At 67.9% G+C, this 25,057-nt stretch carries 22 protein-coding genes, 1 tRNA gene and 1 pseudogene; 7 read left to right on the plus strand and 17 right to left on the minus strand.

Annotated features, from left to right (window positions below; translation table 11 throughout):
* Window positions 1–136: 136 nt before the first annotated feature.
* Window positions 137–1,381 (minus strand): cytochrome P450 family protein, encoded by a 1,245-nt coding sequence (locus GLP40_RS22325; protein ID WP_154789918.1) that lies wholly within the window; start codon window positions 1,379–1,381, stop codon window positions 137–139.
* Between the two features lie 273 nt (window positions 1,382–1,654).
* Window positions 1,655–2,509, minus strand: coding sequence for a 16S rRNA (cytidine(1402)-2'-O)-methyltransferase (rsmI, locus tag GLP40_RS22330; RefSeq protein WP_154789919.1), 855 nt, complete (start codon window positions 2,507–2,509; stop codon window positions 1,655–1,657).
* Between the two features lie 417 nt (window positions 2,510–2,926).
* Between rsmI and GLP40_RS22335 the strand changes: the two genes are divergently transcribed.
* Window positions 2,927–4,534, plus strand: a complete 1,608-nt coding sequence (locus GLP40_RS22335) for a dolichyl-phosphate-mannose--protein mannosyltransferase (protein ID WP_407671646.1) — start codon at window positions 2,927–2,929, stop codon at window positions 4,532–4,534.
* Window positions 4,535–4,706: 172 nt separating this feature from the next.
* On the opposite strand, the gene GLP40_RS22340 is transcribed toward GLP40_RS22335, so the two are convergent.
* Both GLP40_RS22340 and arcA read right to left on the minus strand, forming a co-directional pair.
* A complete protein-coding gene (locus GLP40_RS22340) occupies window positions 4,707–5,081 on the minus strand; it encodes a GntR family transcriptional regulator (RefSeq protein WP_154789920.1) in 375 nt (124 codons plus the stop codon).
* Window positions 5,082–5,088: 7 nt separating this feature from the next.
* Window positions 5,089–6,318: an arginine deiminase gene (gene arcA, locus GLP40_RS22345; protein ID WP_154789921.1), complete on the minus strand. Its 1,230-nt coding sequence runs from the start codon at window positions 6,316–6,318 to the stop codon at window positions 5,089–5,091.
* Window positions 6,319–6,393: 75 nt separating this feature from the next.
* Between arcA and soxR the strand changes: the two genes are divergently transcribed.
* A complete protein-coding gene (soxR, locus tag GLP40_RS22350) occupies window positions 6,394–6,897 on the plus strand; it encodes a redox-sensitive transcriptional activator SoxR (protein ID WP_328290520.1) in 504 nt (167 codons plus the stop codon).
* A gap of 208 nt (window positions 6,898–7,105) precedes the next feature.
* Here the strand turns inward: soxR and GLP40_RS22355 are convergent, their stop codons facing one another.
* From GLP40_RS22355 to GLP40_RS22385, 7 genes and pseudogenes are all read right to left on the minus strand, one after another.
* Window positions 7,106–7,951 carry an SDR family oxidoreductase gene (locus tag GLP40_RS22355; RefSeq protein ID WP_328290521.1) on the minus strand — a complete coding sequence of 282 codons (846 nt, stop codon included), beginning with the start codon at window positions 7,949–7,951 and terminating at the stop codon, window positions 7,106–7,108.
* A gap of 186 nt (window positions 7,952–8,137) precedes the next feature.
* A pseudogene (locus GLP40_RS22360) lies at window positions 8,138–9,962 on the minus strand (putative bifunctional diguanylate cyclase/phosphodiesterase).
* Between the two features lie 52 nt (window positions 9,963–10,014).
* The gene (locus GLP40_RS22365) at window positions 10,015–12,177 is read right to left on the minus strand and encodes an Rv1355c family protein (RefSeq protein ID WP_154789922.1); all 2,163 of its coding nucleotides are present in this window, start codon (window positions 12,175–12,177) and stop codon (window positions 10,015–10,017) included.
* A gap of 2 nt (window positions 12,178–12,179) precedes the next feature.
* Window positions 12,180–12,929 (minus strand): hypothetical protein, encoded by a 750-nt coding sequence (locus tag GLP40_RS22370; RefSeq protein ID WP_196054747.1) that lies wholly within the window; start codon window positions 12,927–12,929, stop codon window positions 12,180–12,182.
* Window positions 12,930–13,182: 253 nt separating this feature from the next.
* The gene (locus tag GLP40_RS22375) at window positions 13,183–13,617 is read right to left on the minus strand and encodes a GyrI-like domain-containing protein (protein WP_154789924.1); all 435 of its coding nucleotides are present in this window, start codon (window positions 13,615–13,617) and stop codon (window positions 13,183–13,185) included.
* A complete protein-coding gene (locus GLP40_RS22380) occupies window positions 13,614–14,057 on the minus strand; it encodes a GyrI-like domain-containing protein (RefSeq protein ID WP_154789925.1) in 444 nt (147 codons plus the stop codon). Before GLP40_RS22380 ends, GLP40_RS22375 begins: the two co-directional genes overlap by 4 nt.
* A gap of 108 nt (window positions 14,058–14,165) precedes the next feature.
* The gene (locus tag GLP40_RS22385; protein WP_154789926.1) at window positions 14,166–14,840 is read right to left on the minus strand and encodes a trimeric intracellular cation channel family protein; all 675 of its coding nucleotides are present in this window, start codon (window positions 14,838–14,840) and stop codon (window positions 14,166–14,168) included.
* A gap of 118 nt (window positions 14,841–14,958) precedes the next feature.
* On the opposite strand from GLP40_RS22385, the gene GLP40_RS22390 reads away from it, so the two are divergent.
* The 4 genes from GLP40_RS22390 to GLP40_RS22405 all read left to right on the plus strand — a co-directional run bounded on the left by GLP40_RS22390 (window position 14,959) and on the right by GLP40_RS22405 (window position 18,350).
* A complete protein-coding gene (locus tag GLP40_RS22390; RefSeq protein WP_328290522.1) occupies window positions 14,959–15,681 on the plus strand; it encodes a uracil-DNA glycosylase in 723 nt (240 codons plus the stop codon).
* A gap of 198 nt (window positions 15,682–15,879) precedes the next feature.
* Window positions 15,880–16,485: a TetR/AcrR family transcriptional regulator gene (locus GLP40_RS22395; RefSeq protein WP_328290541.1), complete on the plus strand. Its 606-nt coding sequence runs from the start codon at window positions 15,880–15,882 to the stop codon at window positions 16,483–16,485.
* Window positions 16,486–17,031: 546 nt separating this feature from the next.
* Window positions 17,032–17,107 (plus strand) — tRNA-Ala (locus GLP40_RS22400).
* A 361-nt stretch (window positions 17,108–17,468) separates the two neighbouring features.
* Window positions 17,469–18,350 (plus strand): SDR family oxidoreductase, encoded by an 882-nt coding sequence (locus tag GLP40_RS22405; RefSeq protein ID WP_268867145.1) that lies wholly within the window; start codon window positions 17,469–17,471, stop codon window positions 18,348–18,350.
* Window positions 18,351–18,647: 297 nt separating this feature from the next.
* Here the strand turns inward: GLP40_RS22405 and GLP40_RS22410 are convergent, their stop codons facing one another.
* From GLP40_RS22410 to GLP40_RS22435, 6 genes are all read right to left on the minus strand, one after another.
* Entirely contained in the window at window positions 18,648–19,412 is a 765-nt protein-coding gene (locus GLP40_RS22410) for a hypothetical protein (RefSeq protein ID WP_154789928.1), read from the minus strand.
* Window positions 19,413–19,428: 16 nt separating this feature from the next.
* Window positions 19,429–20,022, minus strand: coding sequence for an RBBP9/YdeN family alpha/beta hydrolase (locus GLP40_RS22415; protein WP_328290523.1), 594 nt, complete (start codon window positions 20,020–20,022; stop codon window positions 19,429–19,431).
* Window positions 20,023–20,066: 44 nt separating this feature from the next.
* Window positions 20,067–20,891: an SDR family NAD(P)-dependent oxidoreductase gene (locus GLP40_RS22420; protein WP_154789929.1), complete on the minus strand. Its 825-nt coding sequence runs from the start codon at window positions 20,889–20,891 to the stop codon at window positions 20,067–20,069.
* 96 nt (window positions 20,892–20,987) lie between these two features.
* Entirely contained in the window at window positions 20,988–22,325 is a 1,338-nt protein-coding gene (locus GLP40_RS22425; protein WP_154789930.1) for an MFS transporter, read from the minus strand.
* Window positions 22,326–22,443: 118 nt separating this feature from the next.
* Window positions 22,444–23,493, minus strand: a complete 1,050-nt coding sequence (locus tag GLP40_RS22430; RefSeq protein WP_154789931.1) for a BKACE family enzyme — start codon at window positions 23,491–23,493, stop codon at window positions 22,444–22,446.
* Between the two features lie 47 nt (window positions 23,494–23,540).
* A complete protein-coding gene (locus GLP40_RS22435; RefSeq protein ID WP_154790055.1) occupies window positions 23,541–23,891 on the minus strand; it encodes a carboxymuconolactone decarboxylase family protein in 351 nt (116 codons plus the stop codon).
* Between the two features lie 172 nt (window positions 23,892–24,063).
* On the opposite strand from GLP40_RS22435, the gene GLP40_RS22440 reads away from it, so the two are divergent.
* The gene (locus GLP40_RS22440; protein ID WP_230329811.1) at window positions 24,064–25,041 is read left to right on the plus strand and encodes an AraC family transcriptional regulator; all 978 of its coding nucleotides are present in this window, start codon (window positions 24,064–24,066) and stop codon (window positions 25,039–25,041) included.
* The last annotated feature ends 16 nt before the right edge of the window (window positions 25,042–25,057 follow it).

A 25,057-nucleotide genomic window follows, 5' to 3' on the forward strand; every position in this document is an offset into this window, starting at 1 on the left:
CCATTGAACGCGTCGCACCCGCAGACCGGGCCGGACCCGCCACGGCGGAACCGATTCGGCCGTCGCGCGTCGGCCCGTGGAGATGGGCGCACAGCCCCCTTCGCCATACGCACATCTCAACGGGCCGACGCCCGGCTCAGGGACGAAGCCGCACCGGCAGTGCGGTGAGACCTCGCACGATCAGGGATTTACGCCAGGACAGTTCGGCATCGGCGGCCAGCTCCAGGTCCGGATAGGCGGCGAGCAGCCGGCTCAGTGCGATCTCGCCTTCCATGCGCGCCAGGGGCGCTCCGACACAGCGATGGATGCCGTGGCCGAAGGCCAGATGGTTCTTGTCGGCCCGGTCCAGGTCCACGCGATGCGGGTCGGCGAAGCGGGCCGGGTCACGGCCGGCAGCGGCCATGGACACCAGAATGCGCTGCCCGGCAGGGATTTCGACGCCGCCCAGGGTGACCGGGACCGTGGTATAGCGGAAGGTGGCCTCGCTCGCCGGGGACTCGTAGCGCAGCACCTCCTCCACGAAATCCGTTACCCGATCAGGGTTCCCGGCCAGCGCGGCACGGACGTCCTTGTCCGCCAGCAGGATCGCGACCGCGTTGGAGATGAGATTGACGGTGGTCTCGAAGCCCGCGACCAACAGCAGCAACACCATGCTGATCAATTCGCGGTGCGAGAGCCGATCGCCGTCCTCGCTGACCGAGATGAGCTCGGACAGCAGGTCGTTGGCGGGCTCGTCGCGCTTGGCGCGGATGAGCTGATCGATGTAGGCGACGAACCGCGCTACCGCGGCGGTCCGAGCCTCGACGTTCTCGTCATTGGAGACCAGGGTGGTGGACCAGGCGCGGAAGTTGTCGCGCTCCTCGTTCGGCACCCCGAGCAGCTCGCAGATGACCAGCATGGGCAGCGGGAAGGCGTAACGGTCCAGCAGGTCCTGGTCTACGGAGGCGTCCACGGCCAGCTCGGTGAGCAGGGCGTCGGCCAGTTCGGTGATGCGCGGGGCCAGCTCGCGCACGGCCCGGCTGCTGAAGGCGCGGTTCACCAGGGTGCGCAGGCGGGTGTGCGCCGGCGGGTCGTAGAAGACCATCATGTCGCCGAACATGGCGCTGGCCACCTGCGCGCCCGCACCGTCACCCGCCAGCGCCGCCCGCGCGCCCTGCGACTCGAGAGCCTTGCTGATGGTGGGGTCCAGGAAGGCGGCCTTGGCCACCTCGTAATCGGTGATCAGCCAGCCCGTACCGCCGTCCGGGAAGCGCACGAGATGCGCGGGCCCGCGCGAGCGCAGCCGGTCGTACGCGGCGTGCGGGTGCTGATAGAAATCGTCGGTCAGCTCGAATGGCTCGATCACCAATTCGCTTGCCGGGACGGCGGTCTCGTGCACCATGATCGGGGACTCTAACAGTGGCTTCGTCGACCCGGCACGCCATCGGCCGACCGCGCCACTGCATGCACTCACAGTGCACATTCCCCGAGCGGATGAGAACCCATACCACCATGGATGAACCTGAGAAGCCTACGCTGGGAAGGCTTTTCACGTCTCCGCGGCAGCGTGGAAAGCAGCGACGGCACACCGCGGGCGCAGTAGTACAGCTGCGGCAGGCCCAGGGTGTCCTCACCCATCACCGTGATTCGCCGACAGCGGCATCACCCCGTGGGGCTACTCGGCGGAACGCGCCGCGAGCACAGCGTCGTAGAGCTCCCGGCGCGAAGCCCCGGTAGCGGCCGACACCTCCGCACACGCGTCCTTGAGCCGCAGCCCCGACGCGATCAACGCCTCGACCTGCCCGACCAGGTCGGCAGGCTCGGCCGAGAGCGGCTGCGCGCCTTCGAGAACCACGGTGATCTCCCCGCGGGCCCCCTCGACCGCCCACCCGGCCAGCTCCGCGAGTGTGCCGCGCACGACCTCCTCATAGGTCTTGGTGAGCTCGCGGCAGACCGCCGCGCGCCGGTTCGGGCCGAGCACCTCGACCGCGTCGGCGAGACAATCGGCGAGCCGGTGCGGAGCTTCGAAGAACACCACCGCCCGCGGTTCGGCGGTGAGCGTGCGCAGCCATTCCTTCCGCTGGCCGGACTTGCGCGGCGCAAAGCCGTCGAAGCAGAAGCGCTCGACCGGCAGACCCGACAGTGCCAGCGCGGTCGTGACCGCGGACGGACCCGGAAGACACGTGATCGGCAGTCCGGCCGCTACGCACGCCGCCACCATCCGATATCCCGGATCACTCACCGACGGCATCCCGGCGTCGGTGACCAGCAGGACCGTTCGCCCGGCCCGGATCTCCTCGAGCAGCATCGGAATCCGGGCGGTCTCCACATGGTCGTAGAAGCTGACGACCCGACCGGTGATCTCGAGGCCGAGTGCCTTGGCGAGTGCACGCGTCCGGCGCGTGTCCTCGGCGGCCACCACATCAGCCGACACCAGCGCGTCCCGCAACCGCTGCGAAGCGTCACCGATATCCCCCATCGGCGTAGCCGCCAAGACCAGCCGTCCGCCAGCACTCGGCACCGCGCTCATCCCGCTCCTACTCCTCGAAGATCCGCCAAACCCGCCCCCCGACTCTATCCACGGCCCCGGCCTCCCCCGCCACCCGTGTTCTTCCGCCACCGCGCCAACCGGGACACTCGGCCACGATGACGACGCCGCGCCGACTTCCGTGACGGCCGGACCGCGCCGAAGGAGCCGAACCGTCTGCGAACAGGCCACCGCGGCAACCGCTCCGCCGTGGGTTTCGCCCCGAGGCTCGGCATGGGGAGCCGAACGGGCGCATATCCGAGCAGCAGGTCTGCTCGGGCGGCTCGCGGCGAACACCGCCGCGGCCTCGGGCTTCGCCCGGGTGGCGAGCCCGGCAGCGGCACGTCGGAGTCGCCGGTGAGGAGACGGGCGGCTCACCGCGGCGGGACTCGAGGCCGGGGACCGCTTACGATCGACGGCGTGACCCAGGTAACCGACGTGCGACCGGCAGCGGTGGGGGCGGAGACGGCGGCGCTGTCGAGTCCGGCTCCGCTGGCGCCCTCACCCGATTTCGGGCCCACGGATTGGGCTCGGGGCTGGGTGGTCACGCTGTTCTTGACGGCCCTCGCCGCGATCACTCGGTTCCTGCGCCTGGACTATCCAACCGATCTGCATACGCCCGTCTTCGACGAGAAGCACTACGCGCCGCAGGGCTGGCAGGTGCTGACCGGCGGCGGCGTGGAGGACAACCCCGGCTACGGGCTGGTGGTGCACCCGCCGGTGGGCAAGCAGATGATCGCCATCGGTGAAGCGATCTTCGGATATTCACCGTGGGGGTGGCGGTTCACCGCGGCCGTCTCGGGAACGCTGCTGGTGCTGCTGGTGATTCGCATCGTCCGCCGGATGGCGCGGTCGACCCTGATCGGCGCGTTCGCGGGCATTCTGCTGATCTGTGACGGGCTCACCTTCGTGTCCTCCCGGATCGGCATGCTCGACATCTTCCAGGCCCTGTTCGTGACGGCGGCTTTCGGCTGTCTGGTGGTGGACCGCGACGATATCCGGGCGCGCATCGCGCTGGTGGCCGCCGAGGGACGCATCGACGACAGCGAGTACGGGCCGCGATTCGGGGTGCGCTGGTGGCGGTTCGGCGCGGGCGTGCTGCTCGGGCTGGCCTGCGGCACCAAATGGTCCGGCGCGTACTGGATCGTCGGTTTCGCCGCGCTGTCGCTGGCCTTCGACCTCTCCGCCCGCCGCGGCTACCGGGTGCGCCGGCCGTGGGCCGGTGTCGCGGCGCGCGATCTCGGGCCCACCGTCTACGCCCTCGTCGTCATCCCGGTGTTCGTGTACCTGGCCTCCTTCTGGGGCTGGTTCGCCAGCGAGACCAGCTACGACCGGTACGCGGTCGGAGTGAAAGTCGGGCGCGGCGGTGACTTCTCCTGGGTGCCGAGCGCGCTGCGCGGGCTCTGGTACTACGGCGGCGAGGTGCTCACCTTCCACAAGGAGCTCACCAATTCCGCGGGCAATCACCATCCCTGGGAATCCAAGCCGTGGACCTGGCCCATGGGCCTGCGGCCGATGCTCTACTACTACGCCGACACCAATGTGAGCGGCTGCGGCCAGGCCACCTGTGTGAAGGCCGTCATGGCGATCGGCACCCCCGCGCTGTGGTGGGTGGCCTTCCCCATGCTGGCCTGGGCGCTGTGGCGCAGCGTGGTGCGCCGCGACTGGCGCTACGCCGCCGTCCTGGTCGGCTACGGCGCGGGCATCCTGCCCTGGTTCCTGGATCTCGACCGGCAGATGTACTACTTCTACGCGGTGCCGCTGGCCCCGTTCCTGGCCATGGGTGTCGCGCTCGTGCTCGGCGACATTCTCGGCCACGCCCCGCCCAGCGGCCGCCGACTCTCGGGCGCTCCAGGCTGGCAACGCCTCACGCCGCCCAGCGAGCGACAAGGCTTGGGGCTCTTGCTGGTCAGCCTCTACCTGGCGCTGGTCATCGCCAATTTCATCTGGCTGTGGCCGATCCTTACCGCCATGGCCATCACTCCGGGCGACTGGCACGACCACCTGTGGCTGCCGAGCTGGCGGTAACGCCTTACGTCATCGACGCCCTCCCCGACCCCGGCACGTCTTCGACCTCCTTCACCCCGGCCGGGATTCCACACCGGGAGCTCCCTGGCGGCCGCGGCGGACTCCGGCCGAGAGCGCGCCGGAATGACGATGGCGCTGTTCGCACCCGAATGACCGGAGCTGCTCTCGCGCGTCAACCGACCGTTGGGGCTTCGCCGAGCGCCGCGTGCACATAGCGCACCGCCGCCGCATCGTCCAGACCCAGCCGCCGGATCACCGCGACGTACTCGGTGGCGGCGCGCCCCGCCAGGTCCCGGGTCGGGTCACCGGAGGAGGCGATGAAAGAGCCCAGCCGCCCGCGGGTTTCGAGGACGCCGTCCTGCTCCAGCTCACGGTAGGCGCGCGCCACCGTGTTCGGCGCCAGCTTCAGCGTCGCCGCCAGCGCCCGGACCGTGGGGATCTTGGTCCCGGCGGCCAGTTCGCCGGAGCGCACCCGGGCGATGATGCCCTGACGCAGTTGCTCGTACGGCGGGACCGTCGAGTGGTGGTCGACCGGGATGTCCAGCATGGCTTCATCACACCTCGTCACGCGACAGCGGGCAGGACAGACAGCGCGGACCGCCACGGCCGGAACCCAACTCGGAGCCGGGGATGCGCAGCACCTCGATCCCGGCGTCTTCGAGCCGCGCGTTGGTGTTCTCGTTGCGTTCGTAGGCAACCACCACGCCGGGGGCCAGGGCGAGGGTGTTGTTGCCGTCGTCCCACTGCTCCCGCTCGGCGGTGACACCGTCCAGACCGGTATCGACCACCCGCAGTTTGCCGATGCCCATCGCCTCGGCCGCCACGCGAAGGAAGGGATCCGGGCCGGAGATGCTCACCCCGTGGCCCTCCTCCTTGCGAATGGTGAAGGCGGACAATTCATCCTGGACGGCCGGGTACATGACCACCGCGTCGACGTCCACCATGGTGCAGACCGTGTCGAGATGCATGGTCGCACGGGTCTGGGCGATCGGCACCACGAGCACGGTGTGCGCCAGATCGTCCTCGAAGAGACTGCGCGCCAAGGCTTCCGCGCCCGCGGCCGTGGTTCGCTCCCCGACCCCGACCGCCACCACGCCCGGTGCCAGCAGCAAAACATCGCCGCCCTCGATGGGCGCGGTGTGCGACTCGTAGGCCCGCCGTACCCCGAGGAAGCGGGGGTGGAAGGCGTAAATCAGGTCGGTGAGCGAGGTTTCGCGGGCGCGCGCCGGCAACGCCAGCGAGGTGATGGCCACCCGCGGCCCGATCCAGAACGAGGAATCGCGGGTGAACAGCAGGTTGGGCAGCGGGTCGATGACGAAGTCGTGCCCGTGGTGCATGCGCCGCACCAGGGAGGTGGCGTCCGCGCCGAAGGGCAGTTCGTCGAATGTCATACCGGACATCAGGATCTGCGCCAGCTCCGGGGCCGGCACGCCGCGCAGGTGGGCCGCCAGCTCGTCGGCGAGCACGTGCCCGAGCCGACGCGCGTCCACCGCGCCCGAGATGCCCTGGATCCGCGCGGCGCCGCTGACCTGGATGGTCTCGGCGAGCACATCGGCCAGCAGCAATACCTCCACCCCACGCGCGCGTAGCACTCCGGCGAAGATGTCGTGCTCCTGCTGCGCGCGCTCGACCCAGGGAATGGCGTCGAACAGCAACTGGTCGTTATTGCGGGGGGTGAGCCGGCGCAGCTCGTCACCCGGGCGGTGTAACAGCACCGTGCGCAGTGTGCCGACCTCCGAGGTCACGGAAAACGGTCGCGCCGTGGGTGCGGCCTTTGTTCCCATGACACGACGGTAGTTCCCCGCGGCACGGATGGCATGCAATTCGCACCCGCGAAAAACCTGGAGTAATGTTCAGGTGTGCAGACCGCGTCGTGGCAGGCGAAGGAGCTGACCCCCGGTCAGCTGGCTCAGCGGGCCGGAGTTTCGGTGTCCGCCTTGCATTTCTACGAGCGTGAGGGCTTGATCACAGCCCGTCGAACCAGTGGCAATCAACGCCGGTACGCGCGGGAAACTCTGCGCCGGGTCGCCTTCATCCGCATCTCACAGCGTGTCGGCATCCCCCTCGCCGAGATCCGCCGCGCCCTCGACAACCTCCCCGACGGCCGCAACCCCACCCGCCGCGACTGGGAGACACTGTCCACCACCTGGCGCGCAGACCTCGACGACCGCATCGAACAGCTGATCCGGCTGCGCGACAACCTCACCGGCTGCATTGGCTGCGGCTGCCTGTCCCTGGGCGTCTGCAAGATCTTCAACGCCCACGACCACCTCGGCGACGAGGGCCCCGGCGCGCGCGTCCTCGACACCCACGCGGCCGAGAAATGCGCCAAGGCGATCTGCGCACCCCCGGACGAGCACTGAGCCTCCGCCTCCAGCAGCATGGATCCGCCAAGAGGTCCGCGGCCGAGCGCGGACAGGCGGGGCGCTCGATTCCAGATCGCGGCTCGATGGACCGTCACCTCGGAACGGTGGTGCGAACGGCCTCATAGACCTGCGCCTCGGCGGAGGGGAGGGAAGAATCGAGACCTCCAGCGCCGCGAACCCGTCCGGAACGAAGCCGACGGCGAATTCAACGCGGCAGGAATGTGGTGAACAGGTCGTTGGCGCGGCGCATGGCGAACTCGTAGGGCCAGGCGAACTTGCGGGCCCACCAGTATCCGAATCGGATGTCGAATTGGGTGTGGATCAGGTAGGTGCCCTTCTCGACCCCGCGCAGGATCGTCACGGCCACCTCGTCGGGAGACTTGGCGTGACGACGGAAGCGTTTGATCCAGGCCTGGATTCGCGGGTCGTCGCGATTCACGCCGACAATGTCCACGGTCTGCACCAGCGGCGTGTCGACCGCGCCCGGCACCACCAGGTGAACGCCGATGTCATGGCGTTCCAGCTCGAAGCGCAGCACCTCCGAGACGCCGCGCAGACCGAACTTGCTGGCGCTGTAGGCGGCGTGCCACGGGAAGGCGAGCAGGCCGGCCGCGGAGGACACATTGACCAGCGCGCCACCGCGTTTCGCCTCGATCATGGGCGGCACGAAGTTCTCGATGACGTGGATGGGACCCATGAGGTTCACATCCACCATGCGCTTCCAGTGGCGATGCTCCAGGTTCTCCACCGTGCCCCAGGTGGAGACGCCGGCGATATTCATCACCACGTCCAGCGAGCCGAGGTCCTCGTGCACTTTCTCCGCGAAGGCGGTGACCGCCTCGTAGTCGCTGATGTCGAGGGCCTCGGACACCTCCACGGTGCCGCCGCCGGTACGGATGGATTCGACGGTCGCGTCCAGCCCCTCGGCATTCACATCGGTGAGCACCAGCCGCGCGCCCTTGCGGGAGGCTGCCAGCGCCGTGGCCCGGCCGATGCCGCTCGCCGCGCCGGTAATCAAAGTCTTCTTGCCATTCAGGCCACGATCACGCACGTCGATCCATCCCTCATTTCGACAGCCTTGTCAGACCGCACGCTACTACGCGAACAATATTGTTCGCGAGCCGGGCGAACACCTGTTACGCCCTTATTTTCCTGGGCTCACGCACCCGAGTCCCGGATTCGACGAACGGGTCGGGAACGTTGGGGAGTCGCGCTCTCGGAATGGCCGGAACGCGACTCAGGACTGGCCGGGCAGCACCGACCGGCTGGTCCCGGGCAGGTCCAGATCCAGCGCGATCCGCCCCGCCGCCAGATGCTGCTCGACCTCCTCGGCCGGCATGGGCCGCGCGATCAGGAACCCCTGCGCGCGATAGCACCCCAGCGCCACCAGAGTGCGCGCCGCCACGGTGGTCTCCACACCCTCGCCGACCACCCCGAGGCCGAACGAACCCGCCAGCCCCACAATCGATTTCACGATCGCCAGATCATCCGCGCTGGCGCCCAGCCGCTGCACGAACCCGCGGTCGATCTTCACCGCGTCCACCGGCAGCGCCTTCAGATGCGACAGCGACGAATACCCCGTCCCGAAGTCGTCGATGGCGATCTGCACACCCATCCGCTTGAGCCCGCGCAGTGTCACCTGGGTGCGCGCGAGATCCTGCACCACGACATGTTCGGTGATCTCCAGGCACACCGACGACCCGTCGATCCCGTACCTGCGCAGGATCCCCTCCATGGTCTCCACGAAATCCAGCGAAACCAGTTGCACCGGAGACACATTGATGCGCATCACCACATTCGACGCCAGCCCCCGCCGCCGCCATTGCGCGAACTGCTCCGCGGCCGTGCGAATGACCCAGCGCCCCAGCTCACCCGCCAGATTGGTGGCCTCCGCGACACCCACGAACGCCCCTGGCGGCAGCAGCCCGCGTGTCGGATGCTGCCAGCGCACCAGGGCCTCCAGCGCCACGATCCGGCCCGTCCGCAGATCGACCTCGGGCTGATAGTGCAGCACCAGCGAACCGTCGGACACCGCGCCCCGCAGGTTCAACTCCACGTCATCCTGCAACTCGAACTGCGCGCGCATGGCGTCGGTGAAGACCGCCACCCCGTTGCCGCCGCTCGACTTGGCCGACAGCAGCGCGTGATCGGCCCGCCGCAGCACGTCGGCGACCGTGGTCTCGCCGGGAATGCCCAGTGCAACACCGACACTCGCACCGCGACTGACGGTCTCCTCACCAACCGTGACCCGCCGGCCGATGAGCTGCTGGATACGGGCCGCCTCGGCCCCGGCCACCTCGGCGTCCATCGGCTTGGCGGGCACGATGACGAACTCGTCACCACCGAGCCTGGCGATCACGTCGCCCGGATCCAGGTTTTCCCGCAGCCGCGTGGCCAGTGTGCGAATGAAATTGTCCCCGGCAGTATGGCCGAGAAAGTCGTTGAGCGCCTTCAGCCGATCCAGATCGAGGAAGAACGCCGCCACCGGTCCCGGACTGCCAGGTCTGAGCCGGTCCTCCATATGCTCGAGCAGCGCGCGCCTATTCGCCAATCCGGTCAGGTCGTCGTGCATGGCGATATAGCGCAGCCGCTCGTCGGCCTCCACACGCGCCTGCAATTGCGCGAACAGCGCGGCGATCGCCTTGAGCACATTGACTTCTCGCATGCTCCAGTCGCGATCGCCGACCTTGATGAAGCCGAGCCAAGCCCGTGGATACGTCACGCGACACCAAGGGCACCGCGGCGGCGGAAACCTGCGAGAATCCCGTGGATTCCAGGATGAACTTCTGATAGTCGGGGTACTCGCCGCTGTCCCTCAGGACCATCGGCTCCGTGGCGTGTTCGAACTGCGAGAACACCGAATTGGTGTCATCGAAGTACGTCACCCTGAGCGGGTCCGGGTCGACGGCCACCGGTCGGGGCGGCCACTCCGCGATCAGGATCGAGGCACGCTGTTTCTGGTCGGTGAAGCGCAGAAAGCTGAAATCGACGTCGAAATGCTCGACCAGCCACGACAGCACCCGCTCGCTCGCCGACGCCATGGTTGTGGCGTCGACTGCCATCAACTCGGAGGCGACCTGCGTCACCAGTGAGTCGAGTGTTCGCCGAGGCACCTTAGTCTCCGATCACGCTAACCGCGGGGTCCGCACCCGGTATCGGAAGCCGCCTGCTTCGGACGATGGTAGCCGCCGCGTAGCTGAGGCGAAGGACAACCGCCATTGTCTCGTTCCGAGGCACTCCTAACAGGCCCAGGAAGCGGCCTTGAACTGACGCTAGTGTATCGGCGAACTCCGGGGAAACCCTATCCACTTCGTCGGGGCGTCGCGCGTACAGGAAGGCCGGCGAGACCGGCTGCACCGCGAGACCATACCGTTCGGCCTCGATCCACACCCGCTGCACCGCCTCCCCCGCTCGCGCGTAGGCGACCAGTTCCGCCGCATCGTCCGGCGGCGGCGCGTCGAATGTCACAGCCACCACCGCCGAGCTGGTTCGTACCCTTTCCCGGGTCGACTCGCCCAGCGCGAAACCGCCCGCCCAGGCTCGTACCAGCGCCATCACGTCGGCACGGCGGCCTATCTCGAGCTTGGCCAGCTCATCGGGGGCGAGGTCCAGGCTACGCAGATCCATCCCGGTCCGGGCATCGTCGCCGGGCCACCGCAGTTCGGCGAGCATCTCCCGGTGCATGCGGGGAGTCAGATAACGAACCCGGTCCGACTCGCCGAGCAGGAGGGCGAGAGCGTCGATATCGGCACGATCGGTCACTGATCGCAGCACCGCACCGGCGGCCGTGGCCGCTTCGGACAGAGCTGCCAGCACCGCCGGGGGCACCTGTGCACCATTGCCGAAGTTCCGATTGGTGTGCCGGGCGAGCAATGCCGGATAGTCGCGGGCCAGCGCCGGATCGGTGTCCCCGTCCAGACGCAGCACCGCCTCGAGCCGCCCCGGCCCGTCGACGCGCAGCTCGCTCGCACCGAGCATGCCCTGTGCGGCGGCCGCGGCCTTGGCGTTGTACAGCGCCGCCCCTACCGCCATCGCGCTACCGCGGTACGCGATGTCCACGATCGACGAACGTTCGGGTGCAAGGGAGATCGTGACGGTTTCGCCGCCGACGCCAAGGGTCCACGGCTGCGCATTGCCGACCGAGGGCGCCCGCTGCGCGCAGAACAGCACGGCCGCGATCCCGGATTCCGGGGCGGGCTCCTCGACCAGTGGCTGGGCCCAGGTCAGGTCGTCAACTGGATCCGGCTCGGTGAGTTCGTCGAGGCTGCGCTCCAAGTCCAATCGGGTGCGCCCGGACGGCAGCTTCGCGTTCAGGCCGATACGCCGCACCGCCGTCGCGACGCTGGCGCCGCCGTGCAGTACTTCCGAGCCCAGCTGCGGCCAGCTGTTGAGGCTTTCGCCCAGCTCCACCATGCTGGCTGCGGCCCGGCCGGAGAGGTTGCGGCCGTCCAGGATGCGGATGAGGTACGGCGCCTTCTCCCTGGGGGTCAGCCCACGCAGTTCAGCGGTACCGATATCGCCGATCAAGCCATGGAACGGCGGCCGGTCCGGCTCGAGGTCGAAGCGTTCCACATCGAGCAGGCCACGGTCGCTGGTCTGCATGAGCAGGGGCAGCCGATGCCGACGGGCGCCCTCGCGCACCGCGAGCTTGATGTCGAACGAGTCGCATTCCTCGACGACGATCGACAGATCAGCGAGGAACTCGTCGAGATTCTCGTCGGTCACGCCGGCATGGAAGACTTCCACCGGCAGGTACGGATCGAGCTCCGCGATCCGCCGCGCGGTGACCACCGCCTTGTTTCCACCGATGTCGAACAGGGTGCCGGGAATGCGATTCAGATTGACCAGTTCTATCGCATCGAAGTCCGCGAGCCGCAGTCGGCCGCAAATACCTTCCAGCGCAAGGGTATACGCCACAGCATGGCCTACGCTCTGCCCGACCACGCCGATGGACAATCCACCGAGCTGTTCCTGTTCGGCGTAGGTGAGGTTGTTGCGATTGCGGTCCAGCCGGACGATTCGCAGCAGCTGCGGGCCCGGCAGGCCCAGCACCCGATGCCGCCACGGATAGTAAACCCAGCGATCGGCTTCCGGCCCTTCCGTCAAGTCGGGAGGGGCCACGAGGTTAGCGAATTCCGCTCGCAGCAAATCGCGCAAATCGGAAAATTCGACGTTCGAATCGGCGCGCAATGCTGCGAGCAGCATGGCATCCTCCGGATTCGATTCATCGAGCAGCAACGGACGGAATTCACCATCCGAAGGAATATCGGCGACCATTGTTACGCGAGTCCCTCACCCCGAGCCCACGCGGTCGGCAATTTCTGGCCTGATTTCGCAAATTCCAGCACTTCGGAATCGATCAACCGCACTTGGGATTCCGTGGCGACAGACCGATAGGTTTGCATGTCGTACCAGACCGGCACGGTGCGATAACGGTCATCGGGATACGACGACGCCGGAATCCACCACGCCACGTTCGCACCGCTGCTCCGATAGCACCTGAGGGCATGCTCGGGCGCGACGCCAACCTCGTACCGGACGTCGAGCAGCATCATGGAGTGGACATAGGCGCGAGCGATCCAGTCCACCAGCACGCCGCGATGCTCGACATCGCGCGCGGTCCAGCCCGCCTTGCCCTCGATCACGCCCGCCGGGATCTGATCGGCGACCATCCGGCGGAACGCGACCTCACCGGGCAGTCCCGCCCAACTCGCCACCGCGTGCACTTCGTCCACGTGCTTGTAGGGACCCGAGACGCGCATCCCAGCCACGGCCCTGCCATCCGAGTCCAGCGCTACGCCGAAAAGCGTGGTGGAACGGCCGTCGATCACTTTGTCGTATTCGAGCGCGTCCTCTGTGCCGAAGTTTCGGTAAACCTCTCGCGCTCCATCCATACACTTGCGCCATAACCCGAGATCCGCCTGCGGCGGCCCGATCAGGAATGTGTATCCAGACTGCGGATCCCGTGATTGGAACATGCCGTCACCAGGCCCTTCCGCCGGGACGAGCGCGATCGGTTCGACTGCCATGTAGTTCCGCTCCACTAATGCGCTGACTTCGCGCAATCCTCCTGCGTCCACGCCCGATACGGCCGTGCTTCGACCATGCCCGGCACGGGCACCTAGGGGAGTATCCGTCAGCCAACTGAAATTGTCCAGGCATCCGGCAAATGCTCCGAAACCCAAGAGCAGTTCTCGAAATCACCCCAGGTCAAACCATTGCTTCCAGTCATGAAATACAACGACAAGACCAGTTGGTTCTCATTCGGTTAACGTCCAGCAATCAGACCAGGATGGAGATGAAAAGCTCCACTTCGGCCGGTCCGTTCCAGATCTCGATCTCTTCACGGTAGGCGCGGGTGATCTCGGCCGACGCGGTCGCGTCATCGACCTGAGCCCAGACATCCTCGGCCAGATCGTGGTAGTCGCCGTTGGGGCGGAAGCGGGCGTAGACGCCCTTGGGAACGCGGATGAGAACGTCGCCGACGGGGACGTCGTCGGGGCCCGGGTACTCGTAGGAGACCAGGACGTTGTAGTTGCCGGCCGGGTCGGGGACGTAGACGGTGGCCAGCGGGCGCTGGGTGTCGTCGCGGTCGCGGAGGCGGTCGCGCAGGAATTCGATGAGCTCGCTGTTGGAGACCTTGAAGCTGGGACGTACCCGCGGCACCACCAGGCCGCCGTAGACCCCGCCGGGCCGGACCACGATCGAATACGTCATGAGGGTTCGACCGCCAGATAGAGATCGATCTTGTAGGCGTGCGGGTAGGTCTCGAAGTCGCCGGTGTGAATGCGCTTGATCTGCTTGTGTTCCTCGGCGTAGGCGATCTGGGTCCACAGGTCGGTCATGACCTGGGGAAAGTTGCCGACCGAGGAGAAGCGGGCGTAGGTGCCGCGAGGCAGACGGGCCACGATGTGGCCGCGGGTCACCTGGTCCAGCGAGCTGCACTGGTAGCCGACGATCTGGGTGTTGTAGGTGCCCAGTTCGGCTGCGTAGTCGGTGTAGGCCGAGGCCAGCGGGCCGCCGAGTTCCTGATGCAGGACAGCGGCCCAGGCCACCTCCAGATCGTGGTCACGCAGTTCACCGAGCGCACGTTTGGGACTGCGCACCGGCAACCCGGCGACCCATGTCTCGTCCCGCTCGACGATCTCGAACTGCATGTGGAAGGAACTCTCTCGAGGTGTGATTCACAGCCAGTCGGCCAGGCCTTCGCCATGCTATCAATCACCCAGGACCGTGCTCGGCGACACGACAGAGCCGCTCACCTCTCACCTCTCGGCGGAACTTCCATCGCGGCGGCGGTGCGGGCGGGCCATCGGAGCGTGCCAGTGCCGGTACAGCGCGAGCAGGCGCAGACCGACCGCGCCCGCCCCCGCGAAACCACCTGTCCAGTAGGTGTATTGGCCGTAGTGCAGCAGCAGTGCCGTCGCCACCGAACCGAGCAGGGCGGGCACGGCATAGAGCTCGCCGTCACTGAGCACGCTGGGCGTGACACCCGCGAGCACGTCGCGAGTCACACCGCCGCCCACCGCGGTCACCAGCCCCAGCGCCGCCGAGGAGGTGGCCGACATGCCGTGCTGAAAAGCGGTCACGGTGCCGGTCACACAGAAGATGCCGAGGCCGATGGCGTCGGCGACTTTCAGCGGCGTGCGGACCAGGCGCGCCGGTGGATGCCAGAAGAAGATGACAGCCGCGGCCAGCAGTGCGACGCCGGCATAGGAGACCTGGACGAAGGCCAGCGGCGGGATGCGGCCGATGACGAGGTCGCGAATCACGCCGCCGCCGGTGGCGGTGGCGACCGCGAGCACCGCGATGCCGACCACATCGAAGCGGCGGCGCACCGCGAGCAGCGCGCCCGACGCTCCGAATGCGAACACGCCCAGCAGGTTTCCCACACTCTGCGCCGCGTCGACAGGGGTGCCGAGTTCGACGAGATCACTCATTGCGGGACCCACTTTCCTTCCCTATCGCTAACTTTCGGCTACCGACGTATAGTATGCCCGTCCGCCACACCGGCACTCCGCCGCACGGTCGGAGCCGCTTTATGGTTGAGTCGCCCCTGTGTGCCGCACAATTGCCCAGCTAGACGCGGAACTTACCGCGTGTCGCTCCTGCCCCCGACTGGTGGCGTGGCGGGAGCAGGTCGCACACGAGAAGCGGGCCGCGTACAGTGACGAAAATTACTGGGGCAAGCCGGTTCCCGGGTTCGGTCCCGCCGACGCCCGGCTGCTCGTAGTGGGCCTGGCCCCGGCCGCGCACGGCGGCAATCGCACCGGACGGATGTTCACCGGCGACCGCAGCGGCGACGTCCTCATCGCCGCTATGCACGCCGCCGGGCTGACCAATCGGCCCACCAGTGTGTCCGCCGACGACAGCCTGCGCCTGCTGGGCACCCGCATGACCGCGCCGGTGCACTGTGCGCCACCCGACAACACACCCACACCTGTCGAACGCGATACCTGCCGCCACTGGCTGACGGCCGAATTGACGCTGCTCGCACCCACTCTCCGCGCGATCGTCGTGCTCGGCGGCTGGGGCTGGCAGGCGCTGCTGCCCGCCCTGTCCGAATCCGGCTGGGCGATACCCAAACCCAAGCCGCGCTTCGCCCACGGCGCGCATGTCGAGCTGGCTCCGGCCGCCCACGACCGAGCCCCGCTGCACCTGTTCGGCACCTATCACCCCTCACAACAGAACACCTTCACCGGCCGCCTCACTCCGGCCATGCTCGAGCAGGTCCTCACCGACGCGGCCCACGCCGCCGGGCTGCCCGGCCACCGCCCCTAGACCGACCGCGATGGGCGGCTCGATTCGACTGTCCGGGCATCGCATCCGACGAGGTCGCCGACGCCGGGACGGACGGTCGCAGCGGGTGCGCGGCACTCGCGATGGTGGGACCGTCGGACCGGATACGATGCGGTCGTGAGCAGGGCCGATAACGAATCCGAGCGGGAGGGGACGGCCGCCGACGGGGCGGCCGGGGGTGTGAAGGCGCGCCGCAGCCGGGCCGAGACGCGGCAGCGGCTGCTGGACGCGGCGTTCGAGGCGTTCGCGGAGGAGGGTTTCGGGCGGTGTTCGGTCGAGCAGGTGTGCGAGCGGGCCGGCTTCACCCGGGGCGCGTTCTATTCGAATTTCACCTCGCTGGAGGAGCTGTTCCTGGCCATGTGGGAGCAGCGGTCGGCCTCGATGCTGGCCGAGGCGGCGGCGGTGCTGGACGCGCCCGGCAGCGTGGCCGAGGATGCGCGGCGGGCGGTGGAACAGGTGCTGGCGGCGGTTCCGGTGGACGACAAGTGGTTTCGGATCACCTCCGAATTCACCGCACACGCGCTGCGCAATCCGGCCTTGCGGCAGGTGATGGTGGCGCGGGAGGAAGCGATCGCCGCGGCGCTCACGCCGGTGGTGGTGGCACTCATACGGCGCAATGGCCGGCGGGTGCCGGATCCGGCCGCGCTGGGACGGGCGCTGGTGGCGGTGCACGACGGCACGCTCGGCCAGTGCCTGCTGGAACCGGACAATGCGGCCGTGCGCGAGTATCGGCTCGACCTGTTCCTACGGGTACTCGATTCCTATAGCGAGCCGGTCGAGGATTGACTGCCCAGTCGCGCCGGGCCGGTGCGGCCCGAAACCCCGCACCCTTTCGTCTCGGAATTCCGGCGAGTCGTGCGCGATGGCATGCAGCACGTGATGGCGTAGCCGGCGCAGGATCAGAAGCGGGGTTTGACGATGAAAAGTCGTCGAGCGCTTTTCCGCGGTAATCCTGTACGCGCCGAACGAATTCCGCCGCGATAACGAGCAGATGGTCGAGGCTCGCATGCGCATGCATCAAAACCGGCTGTAATGAAAATTCCGCTCACCGGCCCGAAACTCACCCAGCGCCCCGCGCGCCCCGCTCCCCTTCGCCATCCGCACCACCTACCGCCCGCGCCCACTCACCGCACCGCCACTCGGTCCCCCATCCCCAGCACCGCCGCCCCGAATCACCCCACTCCCGCCGACACCCCCCGCACCCACACTCCACCACCCGCCAATGCCCCTCCACCCCCACCCCATCCCAAGAAACCACCTCCAACCAGCCGATTCGTCGACTCCCCGCCACACCTGCTAAAGTTCTCCAGCGCGGGCCGGAAACGTCCCCGCGGGGCTATAGCGCAGTTGGTAGCGCGTCTCGTTCGCATCGAGAAGGTCAGGGGTTCGATTCCCCTTAGCTCCACCAAATATCCCTTACTCGAACCCGGTACCGCATAGATCCCGGCGAGTAAGGGAATTTCTCGTTTCGGGGGGCCTGCTCGGGAGCCTGCGGCGGCCTTCAGGGTGGTCGGTGTGAGGTAGTGCAGCGGCCGGTTCCCCGCCGTGCGCGCAGTGTGGCCGCTTCCTGGAAGCCCCAGCGGTACCGATCTGTGGGCCTACCGAACCGCACCCGAACCCGCGCCGATCCCGGTTCGAATACCGTGATCTCGAGAGTCTTGTTACACGGATCTGCGAAGGACGCGACCGAGGCGTACCTGTTCACCGGCCCACCGGAGGTCGGATCGTCGTGGCATGTGTCAACCTGGGGAACTCCCCACTTCTGCTCGATGCCAGTGGCCACCCGTCAAACGAGGAGCACCCTTATGACCACCCCGAACACTGTCCTGATCACCGGCACGTCCTCCGGCATCGGCTTGGCCACCGCCATCGCCGCCGCCCGTGCCGGTTGGACGACCATCGCGACCATGCGTGATACGGGCAAGGCCGAGGTGCTGTCGAAGGCCGCCGCCGATAATGGTGTCGCGGACCGCATTCAGGTCAAGCGCTTGGACGTGGTCGACCCCGAAAGCATCGCCGCCTGCCTGGACGAGGTGATCGCCGAGCACGGCCGCCTCGACGCGCTGGTCAACAACGCCGGTGCCGCCCAGGTCGGCACCATCGAACTGAGCAGCCTCGACGAGGTCCGCGCCGCCATGGAGGTGAACTTCTTCGGCGTGGTCGCCACCACCCGCGCCGCCCTGCCCCATCTACGCGCCGCCCAGGGTCGGGTAATCACCGTCACCAGCGTCGGCGGCGCGGTAGGCCAGCCCTTCAACGAGGCGTACTGCGCGGCCAAGTTCGCCGTCGAGGGCTTCATGCAGTCTCTTGCCCCCGTCGCCGCCTCCGTCGGCGTTGATATCACCGTGGTCGAACCGGGCGCGGTCGCCAGCGAGTTCGTCGCCAACCTCGGCGTGGACAGGCCCGCCCTGGTCGCGGCGGCCGGGCCCTACGCCCCGGCCCTCGAGGCGTACTTTGCCCGCACCCAGCATGCTTTTGACAACGCTCAGACTCCGGCCGAGGCCGCCGCTCCGATCATCGGCGCTTTGACCGCGGACCGCCCGCCCTTCCGCGTCCAGACCTCGGACTGGGCTCGCGACTTCGTCGCCACCACGCTGGCCGACCTCGACGGCTCCGCCGTCCAGACCCTCACCCGCGCCTGGGTCCGCTGAATCACCCGGCGCCGCGCACTGAACCGGGGCTGCGCGTCACCTCCGCCGGTAGGCGCGAGCCGTACGGTGATCCCAGGAAGTGCGATCCACTCACTGCAGCATGGAGGAAATCCGGCGGCGGTGCCCTGGACCCGTGGCCGAGGCCATCATCTACGCCCACCTGTAGCCGCAGAACGTCACCATCCGGGAGATCGTCCTCGCCGCCACCGACAGCAAGTCCGGCCCCCGGAGGGCGTGCGCCGGTTATCGGATGCGCGGCTGCACCGCCACGATGCGCGGCGGTGCAGCCCGGATTCCCTATTTACTCGGCGCGGCCGCCTGCGCGGGGTCTTTGCAGTAGGCGGTATCGGGCGGGCAGGGCGCGAGGATCGTGGAGAAGTATTGGATCGCGGCGAACAATGTGATCGGCCCGCCGGCCAGCACGATCCCGGTCATCGTTCCGACGGCGCCGAGAGTGGCGGCACCGAGGACACAGCCCGCGATGGTGGCGCCGACGAAGGGGACCAGCAGCGCCAGAACGGGACTGGTGATCGCGGCGCCGGCGGCCGCACCGACCAGACACCCGACTCCCGCGCCGAGTACGGCGCCCAGGACCGCGCTGACGGCGGCTCCGATGGTTGCGCGCTGTGCGAACACGCCGAGGGCTTGGCTGTCGCGCGGAGTGAAGGATTCGGCGATCTGGGTGGCGGCCTGATCGGTGGTGATGACCTGGTCGCTCGTGACGGCCTGTGCGGACGGCACGGCCTGTCCGGCGGTCTTGTCGGGCGTGAGTGTTACTGTGCCGCCGTCGATTCGGGCGTTGATCGGGTAGGCGGTATTGTCGATGCGGTAGGTGAGCGGGATCGCGGCGATCGGCCGGTCGGCGGGGCCGGTGAGGACGAGTTGGTCTCCGGCGATCTTCAGGCCGCCGCCGCTGATGCTCAGCAGCGCGGCATCGCCCTGGCGCGTGACTTGGTAGTGGACCTCGGCGTTGTCGTCGCCGGGTTGCGGAGCGGCATTGGCGGTTGCGGCGGTCAGCGCGACGGCGGTCGCGGCGAGCACTGCGGTGGTGGTTTTCCTCATCGGTTGTTTCCTCGGTTCATCGGTGTACTTCGGTGGTGGAATGTGTTGTGGTCGAGATCAGTTCGGTCAGCAGCGAGGTGGCCCGCGGCCATGGCCCGTAGCCCGCGGCGGGGTCGAGATGCCCGACCGGACCGAGATGGACCGGCCTGCTGCCCCAGGCTTCGGCCATCCCGATGACTCGCCGGTCAGTGGCGAATGGGTCGCTGGTGCTGGCCGCGAGGGTGGTTGGGAACGGCAACCGACCGCGCGGGATGGGGCACCAACCGTGTGCCGCGCCGATTCGCCGGATCTCCGGAGCGTTCGTGGGCGGTTTTTCGAAGTCCGGTGGTGTGATGAGCAGCGCCGCCTGTATCTCGCGGCTCGGACGCTGCGCCCAGTGCACGACGGTCAGAACTCCGGCGCTGTGCGCGACCAGGACGATGTCGTCCGTGATGGCCGACACGGTGGATTCCAGGCTTGCCACCCAGGCATCCCGATCCAGGTGTGCGCCCTCGGGCGGACGCGGGACTACGCGGGCGTGGGAACAGGCGAGCTGGTGCAGCCAGTGGTCCGGAGTCGGGTCGTTGAGTCCCGGTACGATGATGACGGCGGGCTCGGTGGAGTAGTTCACAGTGGTGCTCCGATAAGGCTTTTCGGTGTCGGCAAGCGCGAAGGTCAGATCACGGCTCCGCCGTTGGGGCTGATGATCTGCCCGGTGAGGTAGTGGTTCTCGCTCGCGAGATAGACGGCCAGCGAGGCGTATTCCTCGGGTGTGCCCAGCCTTCCGACGGGGATCAACTGATAGAGGCTGTTCTTCTGCTCGGCGGTGGCGGTGGCGAGGTACGCCTGGAACGGCGGGGTGGCAACGCCGCCGCAGGCGATGGCGTTGACCAGGACATTGGCTCCGGCGACATCGAGTGCGACGGTCTTGGTGAGGCCGGCGACCGCGGCCTTGGCGGCGGAGTAGCCGGGGCTGTGCGCGCTCGCCGCCGAGATCCCGGCGATGGAGCTGATATTGATGATCCGGCCGTAGCGTTGCGGCTGCATGTGGCGCAGGGCGGCGCGGGTGCACCAGAACACGCCGTGCACGTTGACGTCCCACCATTTCAGCCAGTCCTCGTCGGCGAGACTCGTTGTGATACCCAGGGTTTGGCGCTCAACCGGCGTGGTCAAGTGGGCGTAGTGCCGGTTGCGGCGCGCCTCCTCGGCCGGTGAGCTCGGCACCACGGCGGCATTGTTGACCAGGATGTGGATGCCGCCGAAGCGGTCGGCGGCCTCGTCGATCATCCGGTCGACCGCGGCCCGGTCGGAGACGTCGACCTGCGCCGGTAAGCACCGACGGCCCAGCGCGCGGATCTCATAGGTGACGGTCGCGAGCGTGTCGTGCCGAATGTCGCACGCGACGATATCGGCGCCCGCGTGGGCCATCGCCACTGCGATGGCCCGGCCCAGCCCCTGGCCCGCGCCGGTGACGACGGCGGTTCTGCCGGATAGCGGCATGGTGTTCTCCCTCTCGGTCGCCGACCACTCATGGTCGGCAATAAGGCTGCGGCGCAGCCGTTTTCAGCGATGGGCGCGGAGTTTGCGCTTGCGGGATCAGGCGGCCGAGCTCGCCATATCCCATCGGGCGAGGCGGCGCAGTCCGGCCGGGTAGGTGTATCGGCCCACAGCCAGGGCGGCGATGGCGCCGAGGTAGGTCAGGGGCACCAGGCGCAGGGCGGTGGCGAGCCCGTAATGGTCGGCGAGGAAGCCCACGACCAGCGGACCCAGCGCGAGTCCGAAGACGTTGTTGGCCAGGGTGACCGTGGCGAAGGCGGTCGCCCGCAGGCTGGCATGGGTCAGGGTGGCCACCATCGAACTCGTCGCTCCCGCCGACCCGGCCGCAGTCAATGCGCCCAGCGCCAGGAGGGTGAGCTGGACGGGACCGGTGCGGAGGCTGAAAGCGACGGTGAGCAGGATCAGCGAGATGGTGCAGTAGACCAGCGCGCTGCTCCATTGACGTGCGGGGTGTCGTCGGCCGACGCGGTCGGTGAGAATGCCGCACCCGACCATCCCGGTCCCGATGAGCAGCACATATCCCGAGGCCACCAGACCGGCGCGGTCGGTGGGCAGGGAGTAGGAGCGGTTGAAGAAGCTGGGCAGCCAGGCCATCAGCACGGCCGCGACGAACAGTTGCAGGCCGCCGCCGATGTAGGCGCACCACACCGACACCGACGAGAACAGACTGGACAGCGGTGCCCGCACGGCGTTGCCGGTCGGTGCGGCGTCCGCTTCCCCGGTCACCGGTGATTCGGCGAAAGTGTGTCGGCGCAAGTCGGATTCGGTGATCAGGATGCGGAACGCGCCGACCAGAAGCAGCCCGAGACCGGCCATCAGCGCGAACGTCCAGCGCCAGCCGATGTGCGCGGCGACGACACCGCCCAGCGCGACACCCAGGACCGACCCGAACGACCCGCCGGCCAGAAACGCCCCGCTCAACGAGGCCCGCAGCCGCGGAGCGAACACCGACAGCATCACCGCGGCTCCGACGCTGCCATAGGCGGCCTCCCCGACCCCGACCAGGAAACGCGCGCCCAGCATCTGTCCGTATCCGGTGGCGAGCGCGCACAGCAGGGTGGCCAGACTCCAGACCGTCGCCATGATCAACATGCTGCGCACGCGCCCCCATCGATCCGCCACCAGGGAGAGGGGAAACGCCAGCAGCCCCACCATCAGGGCCACGATGCTGCTGAGTGATCCCAGCCGCGAATCCGACAATCCCCATTCGGATTTCAGCATCGGGAACACCGCCGCGAGAACCTGGCGAGACATGTAGTCCGACAGCATCAATCCGAAGGTCAGCCCGAATACGACCCACGGGAAGATCCGCGAGCGGCTTCGCGGAGGCGCGGCGGCCGTCGCCGACGAGTCGGTGGGGGTGGTGGAGATATCCATGGCGCTTCCTCGAGCCTGGTGGAACCGACGGACCCGCGTGGCAGGATCCCGTCGACGAAGGGATATTCGGGGTGCGTCGGCCGCACGGGGCGCGACCGACCCACTCACCTGCGAAAGATCAAGCGTGGTGCAGGAATCCGACCTGGCCGGGCTGCCGGTTGGGCGGGAACCCGATCTTGGCCAGCGCGTCGTCGGTACCGGAGTAGACCTCGTCCAGCTTGTAGATCTCGCGAGACTCCTTGCAGGACGCGATGTCTCGGCCGAGCTCGTTGGCGATGCGGACCATCTGCTCGACCTGTTCGACCGACGTGCGCCGTTCGCCCTTGCGGCCCCACAGGTTGTCCTCGATGCCGACCCGCACGTGCTGACCCAACGCGATCGCGACGGTGCACATCGGGGTGACATTGCGCATGATCGTTTCAATGGTCAGCACCGCGCCGTCCGGGGTACGGCGGATGAACTCGAACAGATCCGCCGGATGCAGGCCCGCCGAACCACCGCCGATCGCAACGTAATTCAGCACCAGCGGGCCGGTGTAGTGGCCCTTGCGGATCAGCCGCTCGACCGTCTCGAGCTGATGCACCGAGCCGAGCATGAAGTGCGGCTGGATGCCCGCGGCGGTCAGCCGGCGCAGATGCTCGAGGTAGAACTCCGGCCCGGCCTCGACCACCATGTCGCGATACGCCTTCTGCAGCACGGGATTCTGCAGTGATGTGCCCGCGATGTCGTCATCGGTCAGCAGCTCGATGATGTTCATCTGGCTGGTGTTGATGGCGATGGTGACCTGATCCGGCTTCGGATCCAGGTCGGCCAGCAGGTGGCGGGTGTCGTAGTCCAGCCACTTCGCCTGGTCGGCGCCTTCCGGAGGCGCGAACGAAATCGACCCGCCGACCTGGAGAATCATCTCCGGCACCGCCTCGCGCAGTCGGCCCAGCATCTCGTTGAACAGCTCGAGCCGTTTCGATCCGTGCCCGTCGGCCTCGCGCACGTGGACGTGCAGCACCTGCGCGCCCGCGTTGTAGCAGTCCACCGCCTTCTGGATCTGCTCGTCCATGGTCACCGGAATGTCGTCGGAGTCGCCGGGCAAGAACTCCGGGCCGTAGGGAGCCACCTGAATGACCAGTTTCTCCTGGTTCTCGGGCAGCAGCGAATCATCGAGGTAATGCATGATCGTCCTTCCTGATCTTGGTGGAAAATGCGGGTGCGGTGTGAGATTCAGCGCCGCTCCGCGCGGCGACGCTCGAAGGCGTCGAGTTCTTCGGCGAGGAGCGGGACCCCGACGTTGCAGGCGTGAATGCCCAGCACGCTGGTCAGCTCGAGAACGGCGAGGATCTCTTCGCGCGACACGCCCAGCTCGAGTGCCGCACGAATATGGCGCCGCACTCCCGGTGAGTACATGTGCGTGCACGCGGCGTCGACCGCGATGCTCAGCAGCTCCACGAACTGCGGGGACAGCACGCCGCGGCGGATCGGCAGCGAACCCATGGACACGAACTGCTCGGTCCACTCGGGGTCCCAGTCGAACAGCTTGTCCCACAAGGGATTCCATGCGCCCTGAGCGCGCATGGCGTCGACGACGGGGGTGGGCACGGACTCGGACTCGATGGCCACGGGCAGCTCCTGTGATGCGGGACGTGATAGCCGTCACGCTATGCGGGCCAGTAGCATCATGCTTGACGATATGGGACCAGACGTTTGACAATCTGGGACGCTGCGAAAGAGGACTCCGATGGCTCCGATGGTTCGAAGCGCCGTACTGTCCGGCTACGTCGATCTCACCCTGTCGCTGGGCGTCGACCCGATGCTGTTGCTGCGGTCGGTCGGCATCGGCGCCGCGGCCCTCACAGCCAGCGACACCTGGCTGCCCGCCGTCGCGGTGGGCCAGCTGCTGGAACGCACCGCGCACGAAACGAACTGCGAGGACTTCGGGCTACGCCTGGCCATGTATCGCGGCCTGGCCAATCTCGGGCCGGTCGCGCTCGTCGCCCGCGAGGAACCCGACATCCGCAGTGCGCTGCAGATCGTGCTCCGCCACATCTCCCTGCACAATGAGGCACTGCGCACCCGGCTCACACCGACCGGCAGCCTGACCACCATCCACATCCAGGCCGCACCGGGGACCACGCTCGATCGGCAAGCCACCGAGCTCACCGTCGGCGCCACCTGCCAGATCCTGCGGGAGTTCCTCGGCAAGGAGTGGAATCCACTGTCGGTCTGCTTCGGCCACAGCGAACCATCCCACCGTGGCCGCTCCTACCAAATCCTGGGCCCCTCAATCGAATTCGAGCAGAGCTTCGACGGAATCGTGTGCTACACCCACGACCTCGACGCCGCCAACCCCCTCGCCGACCCCCTGCTCCGCCCCTACGCTCGCGAATACCTGCGAACCCTGGCCCCCACCGGCGAATCCACCACCGAACAGGTTCGCGCCATCATCGAAACCCTGCTCCCACTCCAGCAGTGCACAGCATCCACAGTCGCCGACCACCTCGGCATGGACCGCCGCACCCTGCACCGGCACCTGACCCGCCACGGGGAGACCTTCACCACCGTCCTCAACGCCACCCGCCTGGACCTGGCCCACCGCTACCTCACCCATCGCGACCGCAGCCTCAGCGATATCGCCGCAGAACTCGGCTTCTCCGAACTCAGCGCCTTCTCGCGATGGTTCCGCCAGCGGACCGGCCACAACCCCGGTCACATCCGCTCCCGTTGACGCTCTGGAAAGTCGG

This window comes from Nocardia aurantiaca (assembly GCF_009708175.1).
GTDB lineage: Bacteria > Actinomycetota > Actinomycetes > Mycobacteriales > Mycobacteriaceae > Nocardia > Nocardia aurantiaca.